We start from the raw sequence: 24,142 nt of genomic DNA, 5'->3' as shown, positions 1-24,142 counted from the left end.
GGCAGGAATTCCCGGATGAGTGCCACGGCCAGTCTAGACACTCGTCTTGAACTGATCGCCGTGTTTCCACTACCGTAGCGGCCTTTCGTGCAACAGCGCTTTTCAGCGGAGCCGCCATGAACCTGGCCAGCCCTCGTTCCCTGTTCTTCCTCGCTTTCCTCGCCTGCGTCGCCTTGCTTGGCACCGGCTTCTACCTGCAGTACGTGGTCGGACTGGAGCCTTGCCCGCTGTGCATCCTGCAGCGCATCTTCTTCGCCGGTTGCGGTCTGTTCTCGCTGATCGCCGCGCTGCACGGTCGTGCGCCGCGCGTGTACTCGGTTCTGATCCTGCTCAGCGCCCTGGGTGGCGCTGGCACTGCGGGTCGTCAGCTTTGGCTGCAGACCCTGCCGCCGGACCAACTGCCGTCCTGCCTGCCGCCGCTGGATTTCATGCTCGAGAGCATGCCCTACACGCAGATCCTCTACACCATGTTCCACGGTTCGGCCGACTGCGCCGAGGTCACCTGGACGCTGCTCGGCATGAGTATCGCGGAGTGGAGCCTGCTGGCCTTCGTCGGTTATGCCCTGTTCGCCATCGTGCAGTTCTTCCGCCGCCGCGGCTGAGCGTCGCATCTCAATTCGCCATGGTCTGCGCCTCTTCGGCGCAGGCCAGAGGCGTCGCGGTCTGTCGATTAAACGCTCGTATGAATTTTCCCGTTGCCGGTGTCTTGAAGGCGATAACGGGCGGGCATACTCTGGTTTTCCACTCCGTCGGAAAGCCGCCGCCGAACAAGCTTCATACATCGCGGACGTCGAGAATCGACAGAATATTGTCCCGGGGCGGACCTAGCCGGGACGGCGAAAGGGAAGTGAGGACAACATGCTCGAGAGCTGCCGTAATGCCCAGGAACGTTGGGGAGGCGTACACCAGCTGATCGACCGCTGGTTGCGGGATCGACATGAGTTGGTCCGGGCATTCGATTCCCTGGACGGTGTCCAGGCGCCGAAGACCAACGCCGAAAACCTCCAGAGCTTCTGCCAGCTCCTGCTCGACTACGTGTCGGCGGGACACTTCGAAGTGTACGAACAACTGATGAACGAGGCGCAGGCCTTCGGTGATACGCGCGGCCTTGAACTGGCCAAGCAGATCTACCCGCGCCTGGAGACCATCACGGCCAACGCGCTGAACTTCAACGACCGCTGCGACAACGGCGATTGCCGCGAAGGCACTTGCCTTACCAGTGAACTGAAGAGCCTGCGCCAGCAACTGCACGAACGCTTCGAATTGGAAGACTGCCTGATCGAAGTGCTGCACAACTCCCATGAGCAGAAAGCCGTTACGGCCTGAGTGAAGGGACTTCCGACAACGGCGCGAGCGCTTGAAGCACTCGCGCCGTTTTCGTTTGTGTTGAGTCCGTGTCGTTCATGCCTATCGCGGACGGAGCTTCAGGACCACAGGAGTGGACTCTGTCCGCGATGTTTCGATCTTCGCGCTCTGAGCGCGCCGTGCTAAAAAACTCACGCCGTTCGGCAGCTTGCAGCTGTGCTCTCGCCGTCTTTTTCGCGTGATGAATCGCTGCTGAAAATGGGCCGCAACGAAGGCTGTGAACGGGGGCTCGCAAGAGCATTTCCACAGTGCCGCGACCTTGTTTCTCGCGTCGTGCTGACGCGCCTCGAACGACTGCCAGTCCGCCTTCCTCAAGACTGCTGCGTGTTGTGCAAAAGGCTCTGCGACGGGCTTTTTCGGCTAACTCTGGAAATTTATTTTTCACCCGCAAACGCACACGCCACGGGCGTTTGCGCTGCCTGGCCGATTGCGCCAACGGAACCAAGTGCTCGGGGCAGCGTCATTGAGTGAGTGAAAAAACGCGCCTTCGCGCACTGCTGAAAACCTCTGAAGCCAATGCCTGCTGCGGCCTGCAGCACAATAGGGACATTGGCGAGAGGCCATCAGCGGGGCTAGTATGGGCGCAACCACGTCCGCCAGGAGGCACGTCATGTCGGCCAACAAGAAACCCGTCACTACCCCTCTGCACCTGCTGCACCAGTTGTCCAACAGTCTGATCGAACACCTCGAAGGTGCCTGCAAGCAGGCGCTCGTCGATTCCGAAAAGCTGCTCGCCAAGCTCGAGAAACAACGCGGCAAGGCTCAGGAGAAGCTGCACAACGCACGCACCAAGCTGCAGGACGCGACCAAGGCCGGCAAGGCGAAAGCGCAGGCCAAGGCCAAGTCGAGCATCGCTGAGCTCGATGGCGTGCTGGATGTTCTGAAGAGCCGCCAGACTGAAACCCGTGCCTACATCGCCAACCTCAAGCGCGATGTGCAGGAGAGCCTGAAGCTCGCCCAGGGCGTGACCAAGGTGAAGGAAGCCGCTGGCAAGTCCCTGGCAACCCGCAAACCGGTCGCTGCCGCAAAACCGGTTGCCAAGGCCGCTGCCAAACCTGCTGCTAAACCGGCCGTGAAAGCTGCCGCCAAGCCTGTCGCCAAAGCCGCTGCTAAACCCACCGCCAAGCCTGCTGCGAAGCCGGTTGCCAAGGTTGCCGCTGCCAAGCCTGCTGCCGCGAAAGCTGCTGCCAAACCTGCAGCCAAACCAGCTGCCAAGGCTGCAGCCAAACCAGCCGCCAAGCCTGCTGCAAAACCTGCAGCCAAGCCGGCCGCCAAGACTGCTGCTGCCAAGCCCGCCGCCAAGCCTGCCGCTAAACCGGCTGCGAAGCCTGCTGCGAAAGCCGCCGCCAAGCCGGCAGCCAAACCCGCTGCCAAGCCTGCTGCCGCTGCTGCAAAACCGGCCGCTAAACCGGTTGCGAAGCCTGCTGCGAAAGCCGCTGCCAAGCCCGCCGCTAAACCGGCTGCGAAGCCTGCTGCGAAAGCCGTTGCCAAACCCGCCTCGAAGCCGGCCGCCAAGCCTGCTGCCGCCAAGCCCGCCGCTGCCGCCAAACCGGCTGCCAAACCGGCCGTGAAAGCCGCAGCCAAGCCTGCTGCAAAACCTGCAGCCAAGCCTGCAGCCAAGCCTGCAGCCAAACCGGCTGCGGCCAAGCCTGCCGTCGCTGCCAAGCCGGCCGCTCCGGCTGCCCCGAGTGCACCGGCTGCCCAGCCGAGCACTCCGGCCGCTACCCCGGTTGCCAGCACCACTCCGGCACCGGCTGCTCCGGCCAGCAGCAACTCCTCCAGCGCTTCCTAAGGCTCAGGAGAGGCTCGCCGCGGTGCGCAGGGTTTCCCGCGCATCGCGGCGCAAGCCGCCCGCTTCGCCTGCCGCGGCCTCCAGCCAGCGCGCCAGATCCTCCGCTTCACCCCGTGGCCAATCCTGCGCCACCATCTCCAGTCTCCCCAGCAGCACCTGTTCTGCTTCCAGTTCGAGCTGCTTGATCCGTTCCCTCAGCGGCGCCAGCTGCGTATCCTGCTTCGCCGATTCTCGCCAGCGCTGACGCAGCGAACGCAAAGGCACAATCACCTCTTCACGCCATCCCTGCGCGGTCCCTTCCAGCTCGCTCATTCGCGACGTTTCGAAGGCCACGCCAGTGCCGCCCAGCCACGCCGCAGCGAGCAGCAGACAGACATCCGCGCCGCCTTCCTGCAGGGACAGGCAAACCGCCTCAATCCCAGGGCGGGCGTAGAGTTTCAGCGCATACGACCAGACATCATCAGACATAGAGCACCCACAGCGATTGCCAGGCGAAGCTGATAAACTCCGCCGCCATGATTCGACTACAAAATCTTACGCTACAGCGTGGCCCCCAGCGCTTGCTGGAAGGTGCCGAACTCACCCTGCACGCCGGACAGAAAGTCGGCCTGATCGGCGCCAACGGCGCCGGCAAGTCGAGCCTGTTCGCCCTGCTGCGCGGCCAGCTCGGCCAGGACGCCGGCGACTGCTACCTGCCCGCGGACTGGCGTATCGCGCACATGCGCCAGGAAGTCGATACCCTCGACCGCCTCGCCGTCGACTACGTGCTCGACGGCGACGTGCACCTGCGCAAGATCCAGGCGGACCTCGCCGCGGCGGAAGACGCCCACGACGGCACCGCCCTGGCGCGCCTGCACAGCGAGCTGGACAGTGCCGACGGATACACCGCCGATGCCCGCGCGCGCAAGCTGCTGGCCGGCCTGGGCTTCACCTCCGAGCAGATGGACCGCCGCGTCGGCGACTTCTCCGGTGGCTGGCGGATGCGCCTGAACCTGGCGCAGGCGCTGATGTGCCCGTCCGAACTGCTGCTGCTCGACGAGCCCACCAACCACCTCGACCTCGACGCCATCCTCTGGCTGGAAGAGTGGCTCAAGGGTTATCCGGGCACGCTACTGCTGATCTCCCACGACCGCGACTTCCTCGACGCCGTGGTGGACAACATCGCCCACCTCGAACAGCGCAAGCTGACCCTGTACCGCGGCGGCTACTCGGCCTTCGAGCGCACCCGCGCCGAACGCCTCGCCCAGCAGCAACAGGCGTACGAGAAGCAGCAGGCGCAGCGCGCGCACATGGAAAAGTACATTGCCCGCTTCCGCGCCCAGGCCACCAAGGCCCGCCAGGCGCAGAGCCGGATCAAGGCGCTGGAACGCCTGGAAGAACTGGCGCCGGCCCACGTCGACTCGCCCTTCGACTTTGTCTTCCGCGAATCCGACAAGATTTCCAGCCCGCTGCTCAATCTCTCCGAAGCCCGTCTTGGCTACGGCGACAAGACCGTGCTGGAGAAGGTCAAGCTGCAGCTGGTGCCCGGCGCGCGCATCGGCCTGCTCGGTCCCAACGGCGCGGGCAAGTCCACGCTGATCAAAACCCTGTCCGGCGATCTGTCGCTGCTGTCGGGTGAGCTTGCCCGTGGCGAGAACCTCGCCATCGGCTACTTCGCCCAGCACCAGCTCGACTCCCTCGATCCCAAGGCCAGCCCGCTGCTGCACCTGGCGCGCATAGCGCCAGCGGAACGCGAGCAGACCCTGCGCGACTTCCTCGGCGGGTTCGACTTCCGTGGCGAGCGCTGCGACGAGCCGGTCCTGAACTTCTCCGGTGGCGAGAAGGCGCGCCTGGCCCTGGCGCTGATCGCCTGGCAGAAGCCCAACCTGCTGCTGCTCGACGAACCGACCAACCACCTTGACCTGGAAATGCGCCTGGCGCTGACTCTCGCGCTGCAGGAATTCTCCGGCGCCGTGGTGGTGGTGTCCCACGATCGTCACCTGCTCAAGAGCACTACCGATGAATTCCTGCTGGTGGCCGACGGGCGCATCCAGGAATTCGACGGCGACCTCGAAGACTACGCCCGCTGGCTGGTGGACTTCCGCGCGCGGCAGACGCCGTCGTCGCCCGCCGCTCCCGCTGGCGACAAGACCGACAAGCGCGCCCAGCGCCAGGCCGCCGCGGCCCTGCGCCAGCAGCTCGCCCCGCACAAGCGCGAGGCGGACAAGCTGGAGAAGGAGCTGGGCAAGGTCCACGAGCAGCTCGCCGACTTGGAACAGCGCCTGGGCGACAGCGCGCTCTACGAGTCCTCGCGCAAGGATGAACTGCGCGATCTGCTCGCCCGCCAGGCGACCCTGAAGGGTCGCGAGAGCGAGTTGGAAGAGTCCTGGCTGATGGCGCTGGAAACCCTCGAAGAGCTGCAGCGCCAGCTCGAGGCCAGCGAGTGATGGACAATGTGAACCTGCTGGTGGCGTGGAGCGAACCGCTGCTGCGCGGCGGGCAGATCATCCTCGTCCTGCTGCTGGCGTGGCTGCTGCAGCGCGTGTTGACGCGCGCCGTCAGCCGGCTCGGCGAGCGCTACCCGATGCCGCCGGAGCTGCTGCTGCCGCTGCGCGGCGGCCTGCGCTGGCTGGTCATGGGCTCGGCGGTGATGCTGGTGCTGGAGCGCCTGGGCGTTTCCGCCGATGTACTGTGGGCCGCGCTGACAGGCTTCGCCGCGGTTGCGGCGGTGGCCTTCTTCGCCATCTGGAGCGTGCTCTCCAACCTGTTCTGCGCGCTGATGATCTTCACCATGGGGCCGTTCCGCCTGGGCGACCGCGTGGAGGTCATCGAGTCCGCCGACAAGCCCGGCGTGAAGGGTAGGGTGATCGCGATCAACCTGCTCTACACCACCCTGGAAGAAGTCGCCGAGGACGGCACCCCCGGCGCGCTGCTGCAGGTGCCGAACAACCTGTTCTTCCAGAAGGCCATCCGCCGCTGGCGCGGCCCGAATTTCCCCACCACCCCCTGACCCCAACGGACATCCCCCACTATGGAATGGCTCACTAGCCCTGAGATCTGGGTTGCCTTTCTGACCCTGACTGCCCTGGAAATCGTCCTGGGCATCGACAACATCATCTTCATTTCCATCCTGGTCGGCCGCCTGCCGCCCGCGCAGCAACCCAAGGCGCGTTTCTTCGGCCTGGCGCTGGCGATGGGCACGCGCATCCTGTTGCTGCTGTCGATCACCTGGGTGATGCGCCTGACGGCCGACCTGTTCACCGTGTTCGACCACGGCATTTCCGGGCGTGACCTGATCCTGTTCTTCGGCGGCCTGTTCCTGCTGTTCAAGAGCACCATGGAAATCTTCCACAGCCTCGAAGGTGCGGAAGAGGGCGGGCAGCAGGGCGGCAAGTCCCGCGGCTTCATGGGCATCATCATCCAGATCGCGATCATCGACATTGTCTTCTCGCTGGACTCGGTGATCACCGCCGTAGGCCTGGTGCAGCACGTGCCGGTGATGGTCGCGGCCATCGTCATCTCCGTCGGCGTGATGATGCTGTCGGCCGGCACCATCAGCGCCTTCATCGAGAAGCACCCGTCGCTGAAGATGCTCGCGCTGTCGTTCCTCATCGTGGTCGGCACCGTGCTGATCGCCGAGGCCTTCGAGATCCACGTGCCCAAGGGCTACGTGTACTTCGCCATGGCCTTCTCGCTGGCGGTGGAGGCGATCAACATCCGCCTGCGCGGCGCCCTGGCGCGCAAGCGCGGCGAGGAGCCGGTGAAGCTGCGCAAGGACATCCCGAGCTGATCGGTCTGTCGCGAAACGAAAAAAGCCCGGCCTAGTGCCGGGCTTTTTGTTGGGCACCCAAAATGTAGGAGCGCGCCATGCCCGCGCTCGCGCGCATGGCGCGCTCCCACAAGGATCATCCGACCTTCGTCGGCAATGCTGGGCGAGTCGGCGCGACTGAGGCACACTGGCTCCCCGTAACAAATTATTGCGCCCTGCCTGGGCGCCGTGAGGTCCGCAATGCTCGCCAGTACCTGGTTCGCCTTCTTCATCGCCTGCTGGGTAATCAGCCTGTCTCCCGGCGCCGGTGCCATTGCCTCGATGTCCTGCGGGCTGCAATACGGATTCTGGCGCGGTTACTGGAATGCCCTGGGCCTGCAGATCGGCCTGGCGCTGCAGATCGCCATCGTCGCTGCCGGCGTTGGCGCGCTGCTCTCGGCTTCGGCCGTGGCGTTCAGCGCGATCAAGTGGTTCGGCGTGGTCTACCTGGTCTACCTTGCGTACCGCCAGTGGACCGCTGCCCCGCAGGTGATGGCGGCGAGCGGCGAGCGCCCCATCGGCCGGCCGCTGACCCTGGTGCTGCGCGGCTTCCTGGTCAACGCAAGCAACCCCAAGGCGGTGATCTTCATGCTCGCGGTGCTGCCGCAGTTCGTCGACCCGCACCGTCCGATGGCGATCCAGTACGTGATCATGGGCGCCACCATGATCACCGTGGACCTGATCGTCATGGCCGGGTACACCGGCCTGGCCGCGCGCGTACTGCGCGCCCTGCGCTCGCAACGTCAGCAGCGGGTGATGAATCGGACTTTCGCGACCCTCTTCGTGGGCGCCGCCGCACTGCTCGCCACCGTCCGCCGCGCACCGGTCTAAGGCTGATTTCTGGCCTCCGGAGTGGCCTCCTGAGCGCTTCGGACGCAACTCTGCGGGACATTTCTCCTTGCATAGACGGAAACCTGAGGTGACAATTTAACCTCTTTCATTCTCATTTACCTTTCCGTATGCGCCCCTCCAAACTTTTCGTCTGGCTGTTGCCGCTGGTCGGTTTCTTCAGCCTTGGAGCTCACGCCGACACGGCTGTCGACCCCTCCCAAGCCCTTCACCTGCTCAGCTATCTCGCTGCCGACTACCCGGCCACCGTCACTGACGGCAAGGTCGTGGACGAAAGCGAATACAAGGAGCAGCTGGAGTTCGTCGGTAATCTGCAGGCGCTGATCGTCACCCTGCCGGCCGTTCCCGAACGCGCCGATCTGGAAAAGGACGCCGCCGGCCTCAAGCAGGCCATCGAGCAGCGCCTTCCTGGCAAGCAGGTCGCCCAGCAGGCTCGTCACCTGGAGGCGCGTGTCGCCGATACCTACCAGGTGGTGCAGACCCCCTCGATCACCCCGGACCCGACCCGTGCCGCCGAGATCTACACCCAGCAGTGCTCGATCTGCCACGGTGACGCCGGCAAGGGCGACGGTCCTGCAGGTATCGGCCTGGAGCCGCCGCCGGCCAACCTGACCGACCGCGCGCGCCTGGACCATCTGAGCCTGTACGACCTGCGCAACGTCATCGGCCTGGGTGTTTCCGGCACCGACATGCCGGCGTTCGCCGACCAGCTCGACGAGCGTCAGCGCTGGGACCTGGCGTCCTATATCGCCGGCCTCAGTGCCGGTCAGGCCAAGGCCGATCCGGCCCACGCCTACCCGCTGGCGACCCTTTCGACCCAGACCCCGGCCGATGTCGCCGAGCGCGATGGCGAGGCAGCGGCCGAGAGCTTCCGTGCCCTGCGTGCCCACCCGCCGCTGGAGCACCGTGGTCCGGCGCAGCAGATCGACTACACCTCCGCGACCCTGGACAAGAGCTTCGCCGTGTACCGCTCCGGCGACCACGATCAGGCCTACGACCTGTCCGTGGCGGCCTACCTGGAAGGCTTCGAGCTGGTGGAAAGCTCGCTGGACAACGTCGACGCCGACCTGCGCAAGGCCACCGAGAAGCAGCTGATGGCCTACCGTCAGGCGCTGCGTGACGGCCTGCCGGAAGCCGAAGTGGCTCAGCAGCTGGCACTGGCCAAGGCCAAGCTGGCGGACGCCGCCAAGGCCCTGAGCGGCGACTCGCTGAGCACCTCCATCAGCTTCGTCTCGGCCCTGCTGATCCTCCTGCGCGAAGGCGTGGAAGCGATCCTGGTGCTGGCCGCGATCCTCGCCTTCCTGCGCAACACCGGGCAGGAGAAGGCCGTGCGCGGCGTCCACATCGGCTGGGGCCTGGCCTTCGTTGCCGGCTTCGCTACCTGGGCAGTCGCCGCCTACGTCATCGACATCGGCGGTGCCCAGCGCGAGCTGATGGAAGGCTTCACCTCGCTGTTCGCCTGCGTGATGGTGCTCTGGCTCGGCGTGTGGATGCACGACCGCCGCCACGCCGCCGCCTGGCAGGACTACATCCGCAGCAGCCTGGTGGGCGGCGGTGGCCGCTTCGGCTTCGCGGTGCTGGCGTTCTTCTCGGTCTACCGCGAGCTGTTCGAGGTCATCCTGTTCTACGAGACCCTCTGGCTGCAGGCCGGCCCGGCCGGTCACAACGCAGTGATCGCTGGTGCGGGCACCGCTGTGGTGATCCTGATCGCCATCGCCTTCGTGATCCTGCGTGGCTCGGCGAAGCTGCCCCTGAAGCTGTTCTTCACCGTCAACGCCGCGCTGCTGTGCGCCCTGTCGGTGGTCTTCGCCGGCCACGGCGTGGTCGCCCTGCAGGAAGCCGGCGTGATCGGTACCCGCCCGGTGCCCTTCTTCGACTTCGACTGGCTCGGCATCAAGGCCGACGCCTACTCGCTGTCGGCCCAGGCCGTGGCGCTGGTGGCGGTGGCCGTGCTCTACGGACGCAGCTACTTCTCCGAGCGCCGCAAGGCCGCCGAGATCGCCTCGTCCTGAGGCGATAGCTGAGCGATACACGACGGCCAGTGCGATACTGGCCGTCGTGCTTTCTGGAGATTGGTTTTCCGATTATGCGTATCTGGATCGATGCCGACGCCTGCCCGCGCGCGGCCAAGGAACTGGTGGCCAAGTTCGCCCTCAAGCGCAAGCTCGAGGTGGTGATGGTCGCCGGCCAGCCCGTGGCCAAGCCGCCGTTCGCCTGCGTCAGCCTGATAGTGGTGCCCAGCGGGATGGACGCCGCCGACGATTACCTGGTGGAGCAGGCCGAGCCCGGCGACCTGGTGATCTGCAGCGACGTGCCGCTGGCCGACCGGCTGGTGAAGAAGGGCGTCGATGCGCTGGACCCGCGTGGCCGCGAGTTCGACGAGAAGAACATGGGCGAGCGCCTGGCCGTGCGCAACCTGTTCACCGACCTGCGCGAACAGGGCCAGGTGGGGGGAGGGCAGGCGCCCTACGGCGACAAGGACCGCCAGGCCTTCGCCAACGGCCTGGACCGGCTGCTGACGCGCCTGCTGCGCGAGGCGGAGAGCCGCAAGGGCTGATCTGGCACAAAACGAAAACGCCCGGCATTGCCGGGCGTTTTGCGTTCAGCGTACCGCTCAGGCCAGTTCCAGCACCCGGTCGACCGCCTTGTTGATGCCGCTGGCGGCTTCGGCGATGGATTGCGCGAGCATGTAGGCCGGGGTGGTGACCAGCTTGTGGTCCTTGTCCTCGACGATGTCTTCCACGGCGCAGTCGATGTGCTTGGCGCCCATGCTGGTCAGCGCCTGGGCGGTGCCTTCGTCGGTGCCGATGGTGCATTCCACGCCGGCGCCATAGATGCGCGCGGCCAGGGCCGGGGCGATGCAGAGCAGGCCAACCGGCTTCTTCGCCGCGGCGAAGGCCTTGGCCAGGGCCAGTACGTCCGGCTGTACTTCGCACTGGTCGCCCTTGAAGGCGAAGTCGCTGAGGTTCTTCGCCGCGCCGAAGCCGCCGGGCACGATCAGTGCGTCGAAATCTTCCACCTTGGCTTCGCGCACGTCCTTCACCTCGCCACGGGCGATGCGCGCGGATTCCACCAGCACGTTGCGGCTCTCGGCCATTTCCTCGCCGGTGAGGTGGTTCAGCACATGGTGCTGGGCGATGTTCGGGGCGAAGCACTGCACCTTGGCGCCGCGCTGGGAAAGACGCAGCAGGGTGATCACGCTTTCGTGGATCTCGGCGCCGTCGTAGACGCCGCAGCCGGAGAGGATGACGGCAACTTTCTTCTGCATGGACTGCTCCTGTTCGAGGATGCCGGGCATGTCGCGATATGCCGCCCGGCTTGGCGCCGGCGGTCGGGGCCGGCGCGGAGGTAGAGGCTAGGATCAACGAATCTGGGCCTTCCCATAAGCATAACGACTCGGCCACGCCATGAACTACATCCTCTTCGCCGTACCCTTCTTTTTCCTTTTGATCGCCATCGAGTTGCTCGCCGACCGCTGGCGTGGCGTGCGCACCTACCGTCTGAGCGATGCGCTGAACAGCCTCAGCGCCGGTGTGCTGTCAACCACCAGCGGCCTGCTGACCAAGGGCCTGGCGGTGCTCACCTACGTCATCGCCTGGCAGCATCTGGCGCTATTGGAGATGTCCACACAGAACCTCTGGGTCTGGGTGTTCGCTTTCGTCTTCTACGACTTCTGCTACTACTGGAACCACCGCCTGGGCCATGAGCGCAACGTGCTCTGGGCCGCTCACTCGGTGCACCACCAGAGCGAGGACTACAACCTCTCCACCGCGCTGCGGCAGACCAGCACCGGTTTCATCTTCGGCTGGATCTTCTATCTGCCCATGGCCATCGTCGGCGTGCCGCCGCTGGTGTTCCTCACCGTCGGCGCGCTGAACCTGCTCTACCAATTTTGGGTGCACACGCGGCACATCCCTAAGCTGGGCTGGTTCGAATGGATCTTCATCACCCCATCCAACCACCGCGTGCACCATGCGCAGAACCCGGTCTACATGGATCGCAACTATGGCGGCGTGTTCATCGTCTGGGATCGCCTGTTCGGCACCTTCCAGGAAGAGCTGGACGAGGAGCCGGTGGTGTTCGGCGTGACTGTGCCGCTGGCCAGCTGGAACCCGCTGTGGGCCAACCTGCAGGTCTACGCGCACCTGTGGAACGATGCGCGCCGCGCCGGCAGTACCTGGGACAAGCTGCGCATCTGGTTCATGCGCACCGGCTGGCGCCCCGAGGATGTCGCCCAGCGCTACCCGATGGCCAAGCCGGACCTGGCGTCCTTCCGTAAGTTCGAGGTGCCGCTGACGCGTGGCAGGCAGTGGTACGCCGGGCTGCAGTTCGCCACCTACGTGGTGGCCGGCACCTGGTTGCTGGGCGTCGGGGAGCACTGGCAGGTGCTGCCGCTGGTGATCGGTTGGAGCTGGATGGCCTTCGGGCTCTACGCCATCGGCTGCTGGTTGGAGAACCGTAACTGGGCGCTGCGCCTGGAACTGTTGCGATTAGCGTTGAACGTGCTGGCAGTGGCGGTCATGGCGCTATGGGGAGGGATCGAGCTGCCGCAGTGGGCGCCCTGGGCGCTGGCGGTCTACTCGCTGCTCAGCCTGATCGGTCTGCTGGGCCTGCGGCGCGCCGAGCGCCTGCCGCAGGCGGCCTGAACGGCCGGGGTGCTCAGTCGGTCTTGCTGGCCTTGAAGCGGCGACGCAGCCAGAACAGCAGGCCGATCACCACGAGGCCACCGAGGACCATGAGTTCGTACTTCTTGATGTTGCCCAGCACACCTTCGAGCACGCTGCCGAAGTAGAAGGCAGCGCTGCCCAGCACGGTGGCCCAGACGATGGCGCCGATGCCGTTGAGCAGCAGGTAGCGCGCCGGCGGATAGCCGGACAGGCCGATGGCCACCGGCATCACGGTGCGCAGACCGTAGACGAAGCGGAAGCTCAGCACCCACAGGTCGGGATGCTTGCGCACGTGCTCCAAGGCTTTGTCGCCCATCTTCTGCCAGCGCGGTTTGCGCGCAAGCAGCTTGCGACCATGGCGACGGCCGAGGAAATACCAGAGCTGGTCGCCCGCGTAACTGCCGAAGAATGCCACCGCGATGACGTACTCCAGTTGCATGTAGCCGCGGAATGCCAGGAAGCCGGCCAGGACCAGAATGGTCTCACCCTCGAAGAACGTGCCGAGAAACAGCGCGAAGTAGCCGAAATCCTGCAGGAATTGTTGGAGCATTATCGAGGCAACGCAGCGAAATGAACGCGAAGCCTAACCCGGTTGTCGCCCGCAGGGAAGGCACCCCAGTCAGCACAGCTGACCTGGAACAACTCTGTACCGGTGCAGAGCGGCGGCATGCCGCTGCGGCAGGATGCCGCGACCAAGGGTCACTGTTACCGGTTGTTACCAATCGGTCATAATTCAGGGCTATAACTGTCAGACTGTGCCTGCTGCATCAGGCCCTGGAGTACGCCGTGAGCTTCATTCCCGCCGATCGTGCCTTCCCCTTCACTCGTCTGCGTCGCAATCGTCGTGACGATTTTTCCCGCCGTCTGGTGCGCGAAAATGTCTTGACCAGCAACGACCTGATCCTTCCGGTGTTCGTCCTCGACGGCAAGAACCAGCGTGAAGCGGTGCCCTCGATGCCGGGTGTGGAGCGCATGTCCATCGACCTGCTGCTCAAGGAAGCCGAAGAGCTGGTGGAGCTGGGCATCCCGGCGCTGGCGCTGTTCCCGGTGACCCCGCTGGAGAAGAAATCCCTCGATGGCGCCGAAGCCTTCAACCCTGACGGCATCGCCCAGCGCGCCACCCGCGCCCTGCGCGAGCGCTTCCCGGAGCTGGGCATCATCACCGACGTGGCGCTGGACCCGTTCACCAGCCACGGCCAGGACGGCATCCTCGACGAGGACGGCTACGTTCTGAACGACATTTCCGTTGATGTGCTGGTCAAGCAGGCGCTTTCCCACGCCGAAGCCGGCGCCCAGGTCGTGGCGCCCTCCGACATGATGGACGGCCGCATCGGCGCGATCCGCGAGGCCCTGGAATCCACCGGCCACATCAACACCCGCATCATGGCCTACTCGGCCAAGTACGCCAGCGCCTACTACGGCCCGTTCCGCGATGCCGTCGGCTCCGCCGCCAATCTGGGCAAGGGCAACAAGGCCACCTACCAGATGGATCCGGCCAACAGCGACGAAGCGCTGCACGAGATCTACGCTGACCTCGCCGAAGGCGCCGACATGATCATGGTCAAGCCGGGCATGCCCTATCTCGACATCGTTCGCCGCGCCAAGGACGAATTCCGCGCGCCGACCTTTGTCTATCAGGTCAGCGGCGAGTACGCGATGCACATGGCCGCGATCAACAACGGCTGGCTCAGCGAGGCGGTGATCCTCGAATCGCTGCTGGCCTTCAAACGCGCAGGCGCAGATGGCATCCTGACCTACTTCGCCAAGCGCGCCGCACAACAATTGAAAAGCGGGGGCTAACCCCTCCGACGATGAGACCCGCGATGAATACCGAAGGCATTAGCGAAACCGAAGTTATCGAAGCTGACACCACCGCTGAAATCACCGAAGTCGTCGTGGATGAGGTCGCCGAGGCGACGCCGCCGCCCGTCGAACCGGCAGTTCCGGCGATCAACGTGGACGACAGTGCCCTCTACATTCATCGCGAGCTCTCGCAGCTGCAGTTCAACATCCGCGTGCTGGAACAGGCGCTGGATGAGTCGTACCCGCTGCTGGAACGCCTGAAGTTCCTGTTGATCTTCTCCAGCAACCTCGACGAATTCTTCGAGATCCGCGTCGCCGGCCTGAAGAAGCAGATCACCTTCGCCCGTGAACAGGCCGGCGCCGACGGCCTGTTGCCGCACCAGGCGCTGGCACGCATCAGCGAGCAGGTGCACGAGCAGGTCGCCCGCCAGTACAGCATCCTCAACGACATCCTGTTGCCGGAGCTGGCCAAGCACGACATCCGCTTCATCCGCCGCCGCTACTGGACGCCGAAGATCAAGGCCTGGGTTCGTCGCTTCTTCCGCGACGAGATCGCGCCCATCGTCACCCCGATCGGCCTCGATCCAACGCACCCGTTCCCGCTGCTGGTGAACAAGAGCCTGAACTTCATGGTCGAGCTCGAAGGCCTGGACGCCTTCGGCCGCGACTCCGGCCTTGCGATCATCCCGGCGCCGCGCTCGCTGCCGCGGATCATCCGCCTGCCCGAAGACGTCGCCGGCCCCGGCGACAACTACGTGTTCCTCTCGTCGATGATCCACGCCCACGCCGACGATCTGTTCCACGGCATGAAGGTGAAGGGCTGCTACCAGTTCCGCCTGACCCGTAACGCCGACCTCTCGGTGGATGCCGAGGACGTCGAGGACCTGGCCCGCGCACTGCGTGGCGAGCTGTTCTCGCGCCGTTACGGCGACGCCGTGCGTCTGGAGGTGGTGGATACCTGCCCGGTGCCGCTGTCCAACTACCTGCTCAAGCAGTTCGGCCTGTCCGAGACCGAGCTGTACCGCGTCAGCGGACCGGTCAACCTGACCCGCCTGTTCAGCGTCACAGGCTTGGCCAGTCATCCGGAGCTGCAGTCCCCGCCGTTCACCCCGGCGATTCCCAAGCTGCTGCAAAAGAAGGAAAACCTGTTCAACGTGCTGGGCAAGCTCGACGTGCTACTGATGCACCCGTTCGAGTCCTTCACCCCGGTGGTCGACCTGCTGCGCCAGGCCGCCAAGGATCCCAGCGTGCTGGCGATCAAGCAGACGCTGTACCGCTCCGGGGCCAACTCGGAGATCGTCGACGCACTGGTGGAAGCCGCGCGCAACGGCAAGGAAGTCACCGTGGTGATCGAGCTGCGGGCGCGCTTCGACGAAGAATCCAACCTGCAGCTGGCCAGCCGCCTGCAGCAGGCCGGTGCGGTGGTGATCTACGGCGTGGTCGGCTTCAAGACCCACGCCAAGATGATGCTCATCCTGCGTCGCGAGGACGGCGAGCTGCGCCGCTACGCGCACCTGGGCACCGGCAACTACCACGCCGGCAATGCCCGCCTGTACACCGACTACAGCCTGCTGACCGCCGACGTGGCGCTCTGCGAGGACCTGCACAAGCTGTTCAACCAGCTGATCGGCATGGGCAAGACCCTGCGCATGAAGAAGCTCCTGCACGCGCCCTTCACCCTGAAGAAGAACCTGCTGGAGATGATCAACCGCGAGGCCGCCCAGGCTGCCGAAGGCAAGCCGGCGCACATCATGGCCAAGGTCAACTCGCTGACCGACGCCAAGGTCATCCGCGCGCTGTACAAGGCCAGCCAGGCCGGCGTGAAGATCGACCTGGTGGTGCGCGGCATGTGCTGCCTGCGTCCGGGCGTGCCGGGCGTGTCGCACAACATCCAGGTGCGCTCGATCATCGGCCGCTTCCTGGAACACAGCCGGATCTACTACTTCCTCAACGGCGGCGAGGAGAGGCTCTATCTCTCCAGCGCCGACTGGATGGAGCGCAACCTCGACATGCGCGTTGAGACCTGCTTCCCGGTGGAAGGCAAGAAGCTCGTGCTGCGCGTGAAGAAAGAGCTGGAGTCCTACCTGACCGACAACACCCAGGCCTGGGTACTGCAGTCCGACGGCAGCTACGTGCGCCAGAGCCCCAGCGGCAACCAGAACGCGCGCAACGCCCAGGCGACGCTGCTGGAGCGCCTGTGCACGCCGGTGATCAGCGTTCGCTGATCCGTCCGCGTGGCGTGAAAGCCCTGCCTCGGCAGGGCTTTTTCATGGCTGCACGAATGCTCTTCGTAGGACCGAGGGGACGCCCAGTCGTTGCTCACGAGCCGGTCCCGCAGCGGAGCAGGGGGTCGCGAGCAAGCTCGCTCCTACAGGGCCTGGCATTCGAAATGAAAAGGCCCCGGCGTTTGTGCGCCGGGGCCTTCGTCTGTCGCGGGGCGATCAGCTCACGCTGAGCGAGTAGCCCACGCGCTTGAGCCATTCGGCTTCCTGCTCGAAGTCCGCCTGGGTCAGCGGATTGGCGGCCAGCCAGCCGTCGGGGAAGCGCACGTCCAGCGACTTGCCGGAAGCCTTCAGGGTCACGGCCGGCATTTCCTGGGTGCCACGGATGTGGTGGAAGAGGATGGCGAAGCGCAGCACGATGCACAGGCGGATCAGCTTGTCGCCCTCGTCGCCCAGCTCGTTGAACTTGTCCACCGGGATGTTGCGGCGGTGGCCGCGCACCAGCAGCGCCAGGGTCAGTTGGTCCAGGCGCGAGAAGCCGGCCAGGTCCGAGTGCTCCAGCAGGTAGGCGCCGTGCTTGTGGTAGTGATAGTGGGCGATGTCCAGGCCCAGTTCATGCACGCGCGCCGCCCACATCAGCAGCTCGCGGTGACCCTCGTCGTTCAGGTCCCAGGCCTTGGCGACTTGGTCCAGGGACGCCAGCGCCTTGGCCTCGACGCGCGCGGCCTGTTCCGGATCGACGTGGTAGCGCTCCATGAGGGCGCCAATGGTGCGTTCGCGGACGTCCTCGTGGTGGTGGCGGCCCAGCAGGTCGTAGAGCACGCCTTCGCGCAGGGCGCCTTCGGAGTGGGTCATGCGGGTCAGCTCGAGGGCGTCGAACAGGGCCTCGAGGATCGCCATACCGGCCGGGAAGATCGGTCGGCGGTCCGGCTTGATGCCGTCGATGTCGAGCTTCTCGACCTCGCCCAGCTTGAACATCTTGCGTTTGAGCCAGGCCAGGCCCTCGGGGTTGATCTCGCCGTTGCCGTGGCCGCCGGCCTGGATCGCCAGGCAAATTGCGCGGATGGTGCCGGAGGCGCCGACGGCCTCGTCCCAGCCCAGGCGGCGCAGGCTGTTCTCGATGCTCATCAGCTCCAGGCGCGCCGAGGTGTAGGCCTGGGCGTAGCGCGCCGGGGTGATCTTGCCGTCCTTGAAGTAGCGCTGGGTGAAGCTCACGCAGCCCATCTGCAGGCTCTCGCGCAGCTGCGATTCGAACTGCTGGCCGATGATGAACTCGGTGCTGCCGCCGCCGATGTCGACCACCAGGCGCTTGCCGGGGTTGTCCTGCAGGGTGTGGGAGACGCCCAGGTAGATCAGGCGCGCTTCTTCACGGCCTGAGATGACTTCCACCGGGTGACCGAGGATGCGGTCGGCTTCGCGGATGAATTCGGCGCGATTGCGTGCTTCGCGCAGGGCGTTGGTGCCTACGACGCGCACCGAACCCGGGGGCATGCCGTTGATGAACTGGGCGAACTGCTTCAGGCAGTCGTAGCCGCGCTGCATCGCTTCCTTGGTGAGCATGCGGTCCTCACCGATGCCAGCGGCCAGCTGGACCTTCTCGCCCAACCGCTCGAGGATGCGGATCTCGCCGTGATCGGCCTTCGCCAAAACCATGTGGAAACTGTTCGAGCCAAGATCAATGGCCGCGATCATGGGAAAGGTCTTGGCAGGTGTATGGGGCATAGGGGCGGGTCCGGATAAATACGGGAGACATCCTGCCATTTTAGGCAGGTAGTGCCAATGAAGGGGTTGTCACCGATCAGAAGTCACCGCGGCAGCGATAGATACACTCAATCGGCTGCGCCTTTCGGTGTGGGCCGAGGCGGGATATGATGGCGGACACTTTTTCGCATCCGATTGACGGAGAGAATACATGAGCGAACATATCGTCAATGTTACCGATGCCAGCTTCGAGCAGGACGTACTGAAGTCCGATAGTCCCGTGCTGGTCGACTACTGGGCCGAATGGTGCGGCCCGTGCAAGATGATCGCCCCGGTACTCGACGAGATCGCCAAGGACTATCAGGGCAAGCTGAAAGTCTGCAAGCTGAACATCGACGAGAACCAGGACACCCCGCCGAAGTACGGCGTGCGTGGCATTCCGACCCTGATGCTGTTCAAGGGCGGCAACGTCGAAGCGACCAAGGTCGGCGCACTGTCCAAGTCGCAACTGGCCGCCTTCCTCGACAGCAACATCTAAGTCGAAGAAGCCCGAAAAACCCCGCCAATGCGCGGGGTTTTTTCGTTATTGCCCCTAGACGCTCCGAAACTCGGGTGTTAAATTCGGGCGCACAACGATTGTTTCGTTGTCCCCTGCAAGCCGTCGCCGACGCACTTCCCATTCGAATTCCAAGCGATCCTGTCCGTCATCTACGGCGCGGCTCTTCAAGCATCACGCTTGTTCCCTTTTCCCCTTTCAGCGTATTTACGTCCCTTCTATGAATCTGACCGAACTCAAGCAAAAGCCGATTGCCGAATTGCTGGAAATGTCCGATGCCATGGGCCTGGAAAACATGGCTCGTTCGCGCAAACAGGACATCATCTTCGCACTGCTGAAAAAGCACGCGAAAAGCGGCGAGGAAATCTCCGGTGACGGCGTGCTGGAGATTCTCCAGGATGGCTTCGGCTTCCTGCGCTCCGCCGATTCCTCGTACCTGGCCGGCCCGGACGACATCTATGTCTCGCCCAGCCAGATCCGTCGCTTCAACCTGCGCACGGGCGATACCATCATCGGCAAGATTCGTCCGCCGAAGGAAGGTGAGCGTTATTTCGCCCTGCTGAAAGTCGACTCAATCAACTTTGATCGTCCGGAGAACGCGAAGAACAAGATTCTCTTCGAGAACCTGACGCCGCTGTTCCCGACCAAGCGCCTGACCATGGAAGCCGGCAACGGCTCCACCGAGGACCTCACCGGCCGTGTGATCGACCTCTGCTCGCCGATCGGCAAGGGCCAGCGCGGCCTGATCGTCGCCCCGCCGAAAGCGGGCAAGACCATCATGCTGCAGAACATCGCCTCGAACATCACCCGCAACAACCCCGAGTGCCACTTGATCGTCCTGCTGATCGACGAGCGCCCGGAAGAAGTGACCGAGATGCAGCGCACCGTGCGCGGCGAAGTGGTCGCCTCCACCTTCGACGAACCGCCGACCCGCCACGTGCAGGTCGCCGAGATGGTGATCGAGAAGGCCAAGCGCCTGGTCGAGCACAAGAAGGACGTGATCATCCTGCTGGACTCCATCACCCGTCTGGCCCGTGCCTACAACACCGTGATCCCCAGCTCCGGCAAGGTGCTCACCGGTGGTGTCGACGCCCACGCCCTGGAGAAGCCCAAGCGCTTCTTCGGCGCCGCGCGCAACATCGAGGAAGGCGGTTCGCTGACCATCCTCGCCACCGCGCTGATCGAAACCGGCTCGAAGATGGACGAAGTGATCTACGAGGAATTCAAGGGTACCGGTAACTCGGAACTCATCCTCGACCGTCGCATCTCGGAAAAGCGTGTGTTCCCGGCGATCAACATCAATCGCTCCGGCACCCGTCGCGAAGAGCTGCTCACCGGTGAGGAAGAGCTGCAGCGCATGTGGATCCTGCGCAAGATCCTCCACCCGATGGACGAGATCGCCGCCGTGGAATTCCTCCTGGACAAGCTGCGCCAGACGAAGACCAACGATGAGTTCTTCGATTCGATGAAGCGCAGCAAGTAAGCGCCTCTCGAACCGCACAAGGCCGGGGAAACCCGGCCTTCGTGTTTCTGCAAGGCGCTGATAGGCGGTAGACTGTCGCATCATCCTGCCGCCATCGAGACCCTCATGCAGTATCGCGACCTGCGCGAGTTCATCGCTGCCCTGGAGCAGCGCGGACAGCTCAAGCGCATCCAGGCGCCGGTATCCCCGGTGCTGGAAATGACCGAGGTGTGCGACCGCACCCTGCGCGCCAGGGGCCCGGCCCTGCTGTTCGAAAAACCCACCGGCTATGACATCCCCGTACTGGGCAACCTGTTCGGCACGCCCGAGCGCGTGGCGCTGGGCATGGGCGCCGAGGACGTCTCCGAACTGCGCGAGATCGGCAAGCTGCTGGCCTTCCTCAAGGAGCCCGAGCCGCCCAAGGGGTTGAAGGACGCCTGGTCCAAGCTGCCGATCTTCAAGAAGGTCATCAACATGGCGCCCAAGGTCCTCAGGGACGCGCCGTGCCAGGAAGTGATCGAGGAGGGCGACGACGTCGACCTGTCGAAGCTGCCGGTGCAGACCTGCTGGCCCGGAGACGTCGCGCCGCTGATCACCTGGGGCCTGACCGTCACCCGCGGGCCGAACAAGGAGCGGCAGAACCTGGGCATCTACCGCCAGCAAGTGATCGGCCGCAACAAGGTCATCATGCGCTGGCTCAGCCACCGCGGCGGCGCGCTGGACTTCCGCGAGTGGTGCCAGAAGCACCCTGGCCAGCCCTATCCGGTGGCTGTGGCCCTCGGCGCGGACCCGGCGACCATCCTCGGCGCCGTGACCCCGGTGCCGGACACCCTCTCCGAATACGCCTTCGCCGGCCTGCTGCGCGGGCACAAGACCGAACTGGTCAAGTGCATCGGCAACGACCTGCAGGTGCCGGCCAGCGCCGAAATCGTCCTCGAAGGGGTGATCCATCCCGGCGAGATGGCCGATGAAGGCCCCTACGGCGACCATACCGGCTACTACAACGAGGTAGATCGCTTCCCGGTGTTCACCGTCGAGCGCATCACCCGCCGGCAGAAACCCATCTACCACAGCACCTACACCGGCCGCCCGCCGGATGAGCCGGCGATCCTCGGTGTAGCGCTGAACGAAGTCTTCGTGCCGATCCTGCAGAAGCAGTTCCCCGAGATCACCGATTTCTACCTGCCGCCCGAAGGGTGCTCCTACCGCATGGCGGTGGTGACCATGAAGAAGCAGTATCCCGGCCACGCCAAGCGCGTGATGTTGGGTGTCTGGTCGTTCCTGCGACAGTTCATGTACACCAAGTTCGTTATCGTCACCGACGACGACATCAACGCCCGCGACTGGAACGATGTGATCTGGGCCATCACCACGCGCATGGACCCCAAGCGCGACACGGTGATGATCGACAACACCCCGATCGACTACCTGGACTTCGCCTCTCCGATCTCCGGCCTGGGCTCGAAGATGGGCCTGGACGCCACCCACAAGTGGCCGGGCGAGACCAGCCGCGAATGGGGCCGGGTGATCGAAAAGGACCCGGCGGTGACCCGTCGCGTCGACGAAATCTGGGCGAGCCTGGGCATCGACTGATGTCTGGGGCACCCTGTAGGAGCGAGCTTGCTCGCGAACAGGCGAGATCAACAGCCCCTCACCCTGACCCCCTCCCGCAAGCGGGAGAGGGGCCGTTCGGTGCAGGATGACGCCATGGTGTCAGCCGGCACGGTCTAACCCCTCTCCCTCAGGGAGAGGGTTGGGGAGAGGGGGGAAGTGCTGGCGCGGAGTATCCAGGAGGAATCGGCTACTCCGACGAAATCAGAAGAACGAGAACATCGCTTGAAAGTGACCTTGCAACCTTCCGGTGCCCAGCTCGACCTGCGGCCCGGGGAACGTATCCTCGACGGTGCGCGGCGCCTGGGCTACGAGTGCCCGCAGAGCTGCCGCAACGGCAATTGCCACATCTGCGCGGCGCTGCTGGTGGAAGGCCGCGTGCGCCAGGACGGCGAGGTGCGCGACCACGGCGAGCTCTTCACCTGCCTGGCCGAGCCGCTGGAGGACTGCGTGCTGCACTGGGACGGTGTGCTGGCCCCCGGCGAGCTGCCGGTGCGCACGCTGTCCTGCCAGCTGACCCTCTGCGAGCCGGTAAGCGGTGACGTCTGGCGTGTGCGCCTGCGTGCCCCGGCCGGCAAACCCCCGCGCTACCACGCCGGGCAATACGTGCTGATCGAGCGCGAGGGCAGCGACCCGGCGGCCTTCTCCCTGGCGTCCGCGCCGCAGGAAGGACGCGACCTGGAGCTGCATATCCTGGCCCGCGAGAACAGCGCCATCGACCTGCTGACCCAGTTGCAACGCGACCGCTTTGCTCGCGTGCAGATGCCCTTCGGTGATGCGCACCTGGCCGACCTGCCGGACGGCCCGCTGGTGCTGATCGCTGCCGGCACCGGCATGGCGCAGATGCACAGCCTGATCGAATTCTGCCGCGCCACCGGTTTCGCCCACCCGGTGCACCTTTACTGGGGGGTGCGGCGCCCGGAGGATTTCTACGAGCTGCCGCACTGGGAACAGTGGGAGAGCGTACCCAACCTGCATCTGCACAAGATCGTCAGCGACCTGTGCGGTTGGCAGGGGCGTTGCGGCCTGCTGCATGAAGCGGTGTGCGAGGACTTCGCCGATCTGTCCGGCCTGCGCGTCTACGCCAGCGGCTCGCCGGCGATGGTCTACGGCACGCTGGACGCGCTGGTGGCGGCGGGCATGGACCCGCATCAAATGCGCGCCGACGTCTTCGCCTACGCGCCGCGCGGCTGATTCAACCGCCTGGCGTCGTTGGGGCGCCTCGCCGTGCTGGTCGCACTGTCCTCGGCGCTCCGCCTAGCCATGCGGCTGACTCAGTCACGCGGCCCTGCGCTGGGCGAGAATTCCTCTTGCAGCGCCGCACGAATCCAGTCCTCGAACCAGGCCACATCGGCGCTCACCGCGCCGGGCGGCAGCAGCAGCTGGTAGCTCTCCAGCGGCACCTCCTCGGGCAGTGGTCGCACCAGCGTGCCGGCGGCCAGCTGGTGCTTCACCAGCACCAGGTTGGCCAGGGCGATGCCGTGGCCGGCCTCGGCCATGGACAGCGCGTGGTCGTTGCTGACGTAGAGCACGTCGGAGTTCACCCGCAGGTCCAGCCCGATGGTGGACAGCCAGAGGTTCCACCATTCGCCGTCGTCGACGTGGATCAGCTTGTGCTGCGCGAGCTCGTGAACGCTGGTCAGTGGGCCGTGCTCCTCAAGGTAAGAGGGCGAGCACACCGGGAACACCGCCGGTCGCACCAGGGTGCTGTGGCACTGCGGATAGACGCCGGGAAGCCCGTAGACAATACCCAGATCGGCGCTTTTACCGTCCACTTCGGTGAAAGTCGGGTTCGGCTCCACTGCCACTTTCAGGCCGGGGCGCTGCTGGCGCAGGGTTTCCAGGCGCGGCATCAGCCAGCGCTTGGCGAAGGCCGGCACCACCAGAATCTTCAGCCAGCGTGCGGTGCCGCCGGGTGCCAACTCGTGGCCGGCGTCGGCGATCTGCTGCAGGGCGGTGGATATCTTCGCGTAGTAGCGCTGCCCGGCTGGCGTCAGGCTGACCCCGCGCGGGGTGCGCTCGAACAGCTGCACGCCCAGCCAGTCCTCCAGCAGCTTCACGTGACGGCCGATGGCCGGCTGCGTCACATGCAGGTCTTTCGAGGCGGCGACATAGCTGCCCAGCCGGGCGGCGGCCTCGAAGGCGCGGACGGCATTGAGCGGCGGAAGACGCTGGATGGACATGGCGAGGCCTCGGGGGTATCAACTTTTTAGCTGTTAAATTATTTAATATCGAATGTAAGAAAATTGAGCTTTCCGCTCAACTACCTTTCTTCGAATATCCGCCTCAACAACATCACAACTTGGGCCTGACCCAAGGCCAGCGCT

Annotated in this window: 21 protein-coding genes; 16 read left to right on the top strand and 5 right to left on the bottom strand. The window is 64.9% G+C overall.

What is annotated here, in order from left to right; translation table 11 throughout:
* The first annotated feature begins 116 nt into the window (after nucleotides 1-116).
* From ACIPK7_RS14955 to ACIPK7_RS14945, 3 genes are all read left to right on the top strand, one after another.
* Nucleotides 117-602 (top strand): disulfide bond formation protein B, encoded by a 486-nt coding sequence (locus ACIPK7_RS14955; protein WP_192432317.1) that lies wholly within the window; start codon nucleotides 117-119, stop codon nucleotides 600-602.
* A 256-nt stretch (nucleotides 603-858) separates the two neighbouring features.
* Nucleotides 859-1,326, top strand: coding sequence for an Rsd/AlgQ family anti-sigma factor (locus ACIPK7_RS14950; RefSeq protein ID WP_045213212.1), 468 nt, complete (start codon nucleotides 859-861; stop codon nucleotides 1,324-1,326).
* A gap of 649 nt (nucleotides 1,327-1,975) precedes the next feature.
* The gene (locus ACIPK7_RS14945; RefSeq protein ID WP_401088547.1) at nucleotides 1,976-3,157 is read left to right on the top strand and encodes an AlgP family protein; all 1,182 of its coding nucleotides are present in this window, start codon (nucleotides 1,976-1,978) and stop codon (nucleotides 3,155-3,157) included.
* Nucleotides 3,158-3,160: 3 nt separating this feature from the next.
* On the opposite strand, the gene ACIPK7_RS14940 is transcribed toward ACIPK7_RS14945, so the two are convergent.
* A complete protein-coding gene (locus ACIPK7_RS14940) occupies nucleotides 3,161-3,625 on the bottom strand; it encodes a TIGR02444 family protein (RefSeq protein WP_401088546.1) in 465 nt (154 codons plus the stop codon).
* Nucleotides 3,626-3,672: 47 nt separating this feature from the next.
* Here ACIPK7_RS14940 and ACIPK7_RS14935 point away from each other — a divergent pair, with 47 nt between their 5' ends.
* From ACIPK7_RS14935 to ACIPK7_RS14910, 6 genes are all read left to right on the top strand, one after another.
* On the top strand, nucleotides 3,673-5,583 hold the full coding sequence (locus ACIPK7_RS14935) for an ATP-binding cassette domain-containing protein (RefSeq protein ID WP_401088544.1): 1,911 nt from the start codon (nucleotides 3,673-3,675) through the stop codon (nucleotides 5,581-5,583).
* A complete protein-coding gene (locus tag ACIPK7_RS14930; protein ID WP_401088542.1) occupies nucleotides 5,583-6,146 on the top strand; it encodes a mechanosensitive ion channel domain-containing protein in 564 nt (187 codons plus the stop codon). Before ACIPK7_RS14935 ends, ACIPK7_RS14930 begins: the two co-directional genes overlap by 1 nt.
* 21 nt (nucleotides 6,147-6,167) lie before the next feature.
* Nucleotides 6,168-6,926, top strand: coding sequence for a TerC family protein (locus ACIPK7_RS14925; RefSeq protein ID WP_081519501.1), 759 nt, complete (start codon nucleotides 6,168-6,170; stop codon nucleotides 6,924-6,926).
* A 219-nt stretch (nucleotides 6,927-7,145) separates the two neighbouring features.
* The gene (locus ACIPK7_RS14920; RefSeq protein ID WP_192432491.1) at nucleotides 7,146-7,775 is read left to right on the top strand and encodes a LysE family transporter; all 630 of its coding nucleotides are present in this window, start codon (nucleotides 7,146-7,148) and stop codon (nucleotides 7,773-7,775) included.
* A 128-nt stretch (nucleotides 7,776-7,903) separates the two neighbouring features.
* Nucleotides 7,904-9,805, top strand: a complete 1,902-nt coding sequence (locus ACIPK7_RS14915) for an FTR1 family protein (RefSeq protein WP_401088539.1) — start codon at nucleotides 7,904-7,906, stop codon at nucleotides 9,803-9,805.
* Between the two features lie 74 nt (nucleotides 9,806-9,879).
* A complete protein-coding gene (locus ACIPK7_RS14910) occupies nucleotides 9,880-10,350 on the top strand; it encodes a YaiI/YqxD family protein (RefSeq protein ID WP_081519504.1) in 471 nt (156 codons plus the stop codon).
* A gap of 57 nt (nucleotides 10,351-10,407) precedes the next feature.
* On the opposite strand, the gene elbB is transcribed toward ACIPK7_RS14910, so the two are convergent.
* Nucleotides 10,408-11,061 (bottom strand): isoprenoid biosynthesis glyoxalase ElbB, encoded by a 654-nt coding sequence (gene elbB, locus ACIPK7_RS14905; protein WP_081519505.1) that lies wholly within the window; start codon nucleotides 11,059-11,061, stop codon nucleotides 10,408-10,410.
* A gap of 139 nt (nucleotides 11,062-11,200) precedes the next feature.
* Here elbB and ACIPK7_RS14900 point away from each other — a divergent pair, with 139 nt between their 5' ends.
* A complete protein-coding gene (locus ACIPK7_RS14900; protein WP_401088537.1) occupies nucleotides 11,201-12,439 on the top strand; it encodes a sterol desaturase family protein in 1,239 nt (412 codons plus the stop codon).
* Between the two features lie 13 nt (nucleotides 12,440-12,452).
* Here ACIPK7_RS14900 and ACIPK7_RS14895 read toward each other — a convergent pair whose 3' ends face one another.
* Complete coding sequence (locus ACIPK7_RS14895) at nucleotides 12,453-13,013, bottom strand: DedA family protein (protein WP_026079304.1); 561 nt, start codon at nucleotides 13,011-13,013, stop codon at nucleotides 12,453-12,455.
* Nucleotides 13,014-13,246: 233 nt separating this feature from the next.
* Between ACIPK7_RS14895 and hemB the strand changes: the two genes are divergently transcribed.
* Both hemB and ppk1 read left to right on the top strand, forming a co-directional pair.
* Nucleotides 13,247-14,260, top strand: coding sequence for a porphobilinogen synthase (hemB, locus tag ACIPK7_RS14890; RefSeq protein WP_192432309.1), 1,014 nt, complete (start codon nucleotides 13,247-13,249; stop codon nucleotides 14,258-14,260).
* Between the two features lie 23 nt (nucleotides 14,261-14,283).
* Entirely contained in the window at nucleotides 14,284-16,488 is a 2,205-nt protein-coding gene (gene ppk1 / locus ACIPK7_RS14885) for a polyphosphate kinase 1 (protein ID WP_401088535.1), read from the top strand.
* 216 nt (nucleotides 16,489-16,704) lie between these two features.
* On the opposite strand, the gene ppx is transcribed toward ppk1, so the two are convergent.
* Complete coding sequence (ppx, locus tag ACIPK7_RS14880; RefSeq protein ID WP_192432307.1) at nucleotides 16,705-18,207, bottom strand: exopolyphosphatase; 1,503 nt, start codon at nucleotides 18,205-18,207, stop codon at nucleotides 16,705-16,707.
* Between the two features lie 190 nt (nucleotides 18,208-18,397).
* On the opposite strand from ppx, the gene trxA reads away from it, so the two are divergent.
* From trxA to ACIPK7_RS14860, 4 genes are all read left to right on the top strand, one after another.
* Nucleotides 18,398-18,724 carry a thioredoxin TrxA gene (gene trxA, locus ACIPK7_RS14875; RefSeq protein ID WP_081519510.1) on the top strand — a complete coding sequence of 109 codons (327 nt, stop codon included), beginning with the start codon at nucleotides 18,398-18,400 and terminating at the stop codon, nucleotides 18,722-18,724.
* 238 nt (nucleotides 18,725-18,962) lie between these two features.
* Entirely contained in the window at nucleotides 18,963-20,225 is a 1,263-nt protein-coding gene (gene rho / locus ACIPK7_RS14870) for a transcription termination factor Rho (protein ID WP_015475046.1), read from the top strand.
* Nucleotides 20,226-20,330: 105 nt separating this feature from the next.
* Nucleotides 20,331-21,797, top strand: coding sequence for a 4-hydroxy-3-polyprenylbenzoate decarboxylase (gene ubiD / locus ACIPK7_RS14865; RefSeq protein ID WP_192432306.1), 1,467 nt, complete (start codon nucleotides 20,331-20,333; stop codon nucleotides 21,795-21,797).
* 243 nt (nucleotides 21,798-22,040) lie between these two features.
* Nucleotides 22,041-23,009, top strand: a complete 969-nt coding sequence (locus tag ACIPK7_RS14860) for a CDP-6-deoxy-delta-3,4-glucoseen reductase (RefSeq protein WP_401088534.1) — start codon at nucleotides 22,041-22,043, stop codon at nucleotides 23,007-23,009.
* An 80-nt stretch (nucleotides 23,010-23,089) separates the two neighbouring features.
* On the opposite strand, the gene ACIPK7_RS14855 is transcribed toward ACIPK7_RS14860, so the two are convergent.
* The gene (locus ACIPK7_RS14855) at nucleotides 23,090-23,998 is read right to left on the bottom strand and encodes a LysR substrate-binding domain-containing protein (RefSeq protein WP_401088533.1); all 909 of its coding nucleotides are present in this window, start codon (nucleotides 23,996-23,998) and stop codon (nucleotides 23,090-23,092) included.
* Between the last annotated feature and the right edge of the window lie 144 nt (nucleotides 23,999-24,142).

Origin of the sequence: Pseudomonas sp. NPDC086581 (genome assembly GCF_044746165.1) — a bacterium.
Taxonomy (GTDB): domain Bacteria; phylum Pseudomonadota; class Gammaproteobacteria; order Pseudomonadales; family Pseudomonadaceae; genus Pseudomonas.
This window is presented reverse-complemented; position numbering and strand designations above follow the sequence as displayed.

What these genes read in the sequence shown, in the direction of transcription:
- ACIPK7_RS14940 (WP_401088546.1), bottom strand. Translation starts at nt 3,625, where the DNA reads ATGTCTGATGATGTCTGGTCGTATGCGCTGAAACTCTACGCCCGCCCT.
- ACIPK7_RS14920 (WP_192432491.1), top strand. Translation starts at nt 7,146, where the DNA reads ATGCTCGCCAGTACCTGGTTCGCCTTCTTCATCGCCTGCTGGGTAATC.
- elbB (WP_081519505.1), bottom strand. Translation starts at nt 11,061, where the DNA reads ATGCAGAAGAAAGTTGCCGTCATCCTCTCCGGCTGCGGCGTCTACGAC.
- ACIPK7_RS14935 (WP_401088544.1), top strand. Translation starts at nt 3,673, where the DNA reads ATGATTCGACTACAAAATCTTACGCTACAGCGTGGCCCCCAGCGCTTG.
- ACIPK7_RS14925 (WP_081519501.1), top strand. Translation starts at nt 6,168, where the DNA reads ATGGAATGGCTCACTAGCCCTGAGATCTGGGTTGCCTTTCTGACCCTG.
- ubiD (WP_192432306.1), top strand. Translation starts at nt 20,331, where the DNA reads ATGCAGTATCGCGACCTGCGCGAGTTCATCGCTGCCCTGGAGCAGCGC.
- ACIPK7_RS14910 (WP_081519504.1), top strand. Translation starts at nt 9,880, where the DNA reads ATGCGTATCTGGATCGATGCCGACGCCTGCCCGCGCGCGGCCAAGGAA.
- ACIPK7_RS14900 (WP_401088537.1), top strand. Translation starts at nt 11,201, where the DNA reads ATGAACTACATCCTCTTCGCCGTACCCTTCTTTTTCCTTTTGATCGCC.
- ACIPK7_RS14945 (WP_401088547.1), top strand. Translation starts at nt 1,976, where the DNA reads ATGTCGGCCAACAAGAAACCCGTCACTACCCCTCTGCACCTGCTGCAC.
- ppk1 (WP_401088535.1), top strand. Translation starts at nt 14,284, where the DNA reads ATGAATACCGAAGGCATTAGCGAAACCGAAGTTATCGAAGCTGACACC.
- trxA (WP_081519510.1), top strand. Translation starts at nt 18,398, where the DNA reads ATGAGCGAACATATCGTCAATGTTACCGATGCCAGCTTCGAGCAGGAC.
- ACIPK7_RS14855 (WP_401088533.1), bottom strand. Translation starts at nt 23,998, where the DNA reads ATGTCCATCCAGCGTCTTCCGCCGCTCAATGCCGTCCGCGCCTTCGAG.
- ACIPK7_RS14915 (WP_401088539.1), top strand. Translation starts at nt 7,904, where the DNA reads ATGCGCCCCTCCAAACTTTTCGTCTGGCTGTTGCCGCTGGTCGGTTTC.
- ppx (WP_192432307.1), bottom strand. Translation starts at nt 18,207, where the DNA reads ATGCCCCATACACCTGCCAAGACCTTTCCCATGATCGCGGCCATTGAT.
- ACIPK7_RS14930 (WP_401088542.1), top strand. Translation starts at nt 5,583, where the DNA reads ATGGACAATGTGAACCTGCTGGTGGCGTGGAGCGAACCGCTGCTGCGC.
- ACIPK7_RS14955 (WP_192432317.1), top strand. Translation starts at nt 117, where the DNA reads ATGAACCTGGCCAGCCCTCGTTCCCTGTTCTTCCTCGCTTTCCTCGCC.
- ACIPK7_RS14950 (WP_045213212.1), top strand. Translation starts at nt 859, where the DNA reads ATGCTCGAGAGCTGCCGTAATGCCCAGGAACGTTGGGGAGGCGTACAC.
- rho (WP_015475046.1), top strand. Translation starts at nt 18,963, where the DNA reads ATGAATCTGACCGAACTCAAGCAAAAGCCGATTGCCGAATTGCTGGAA.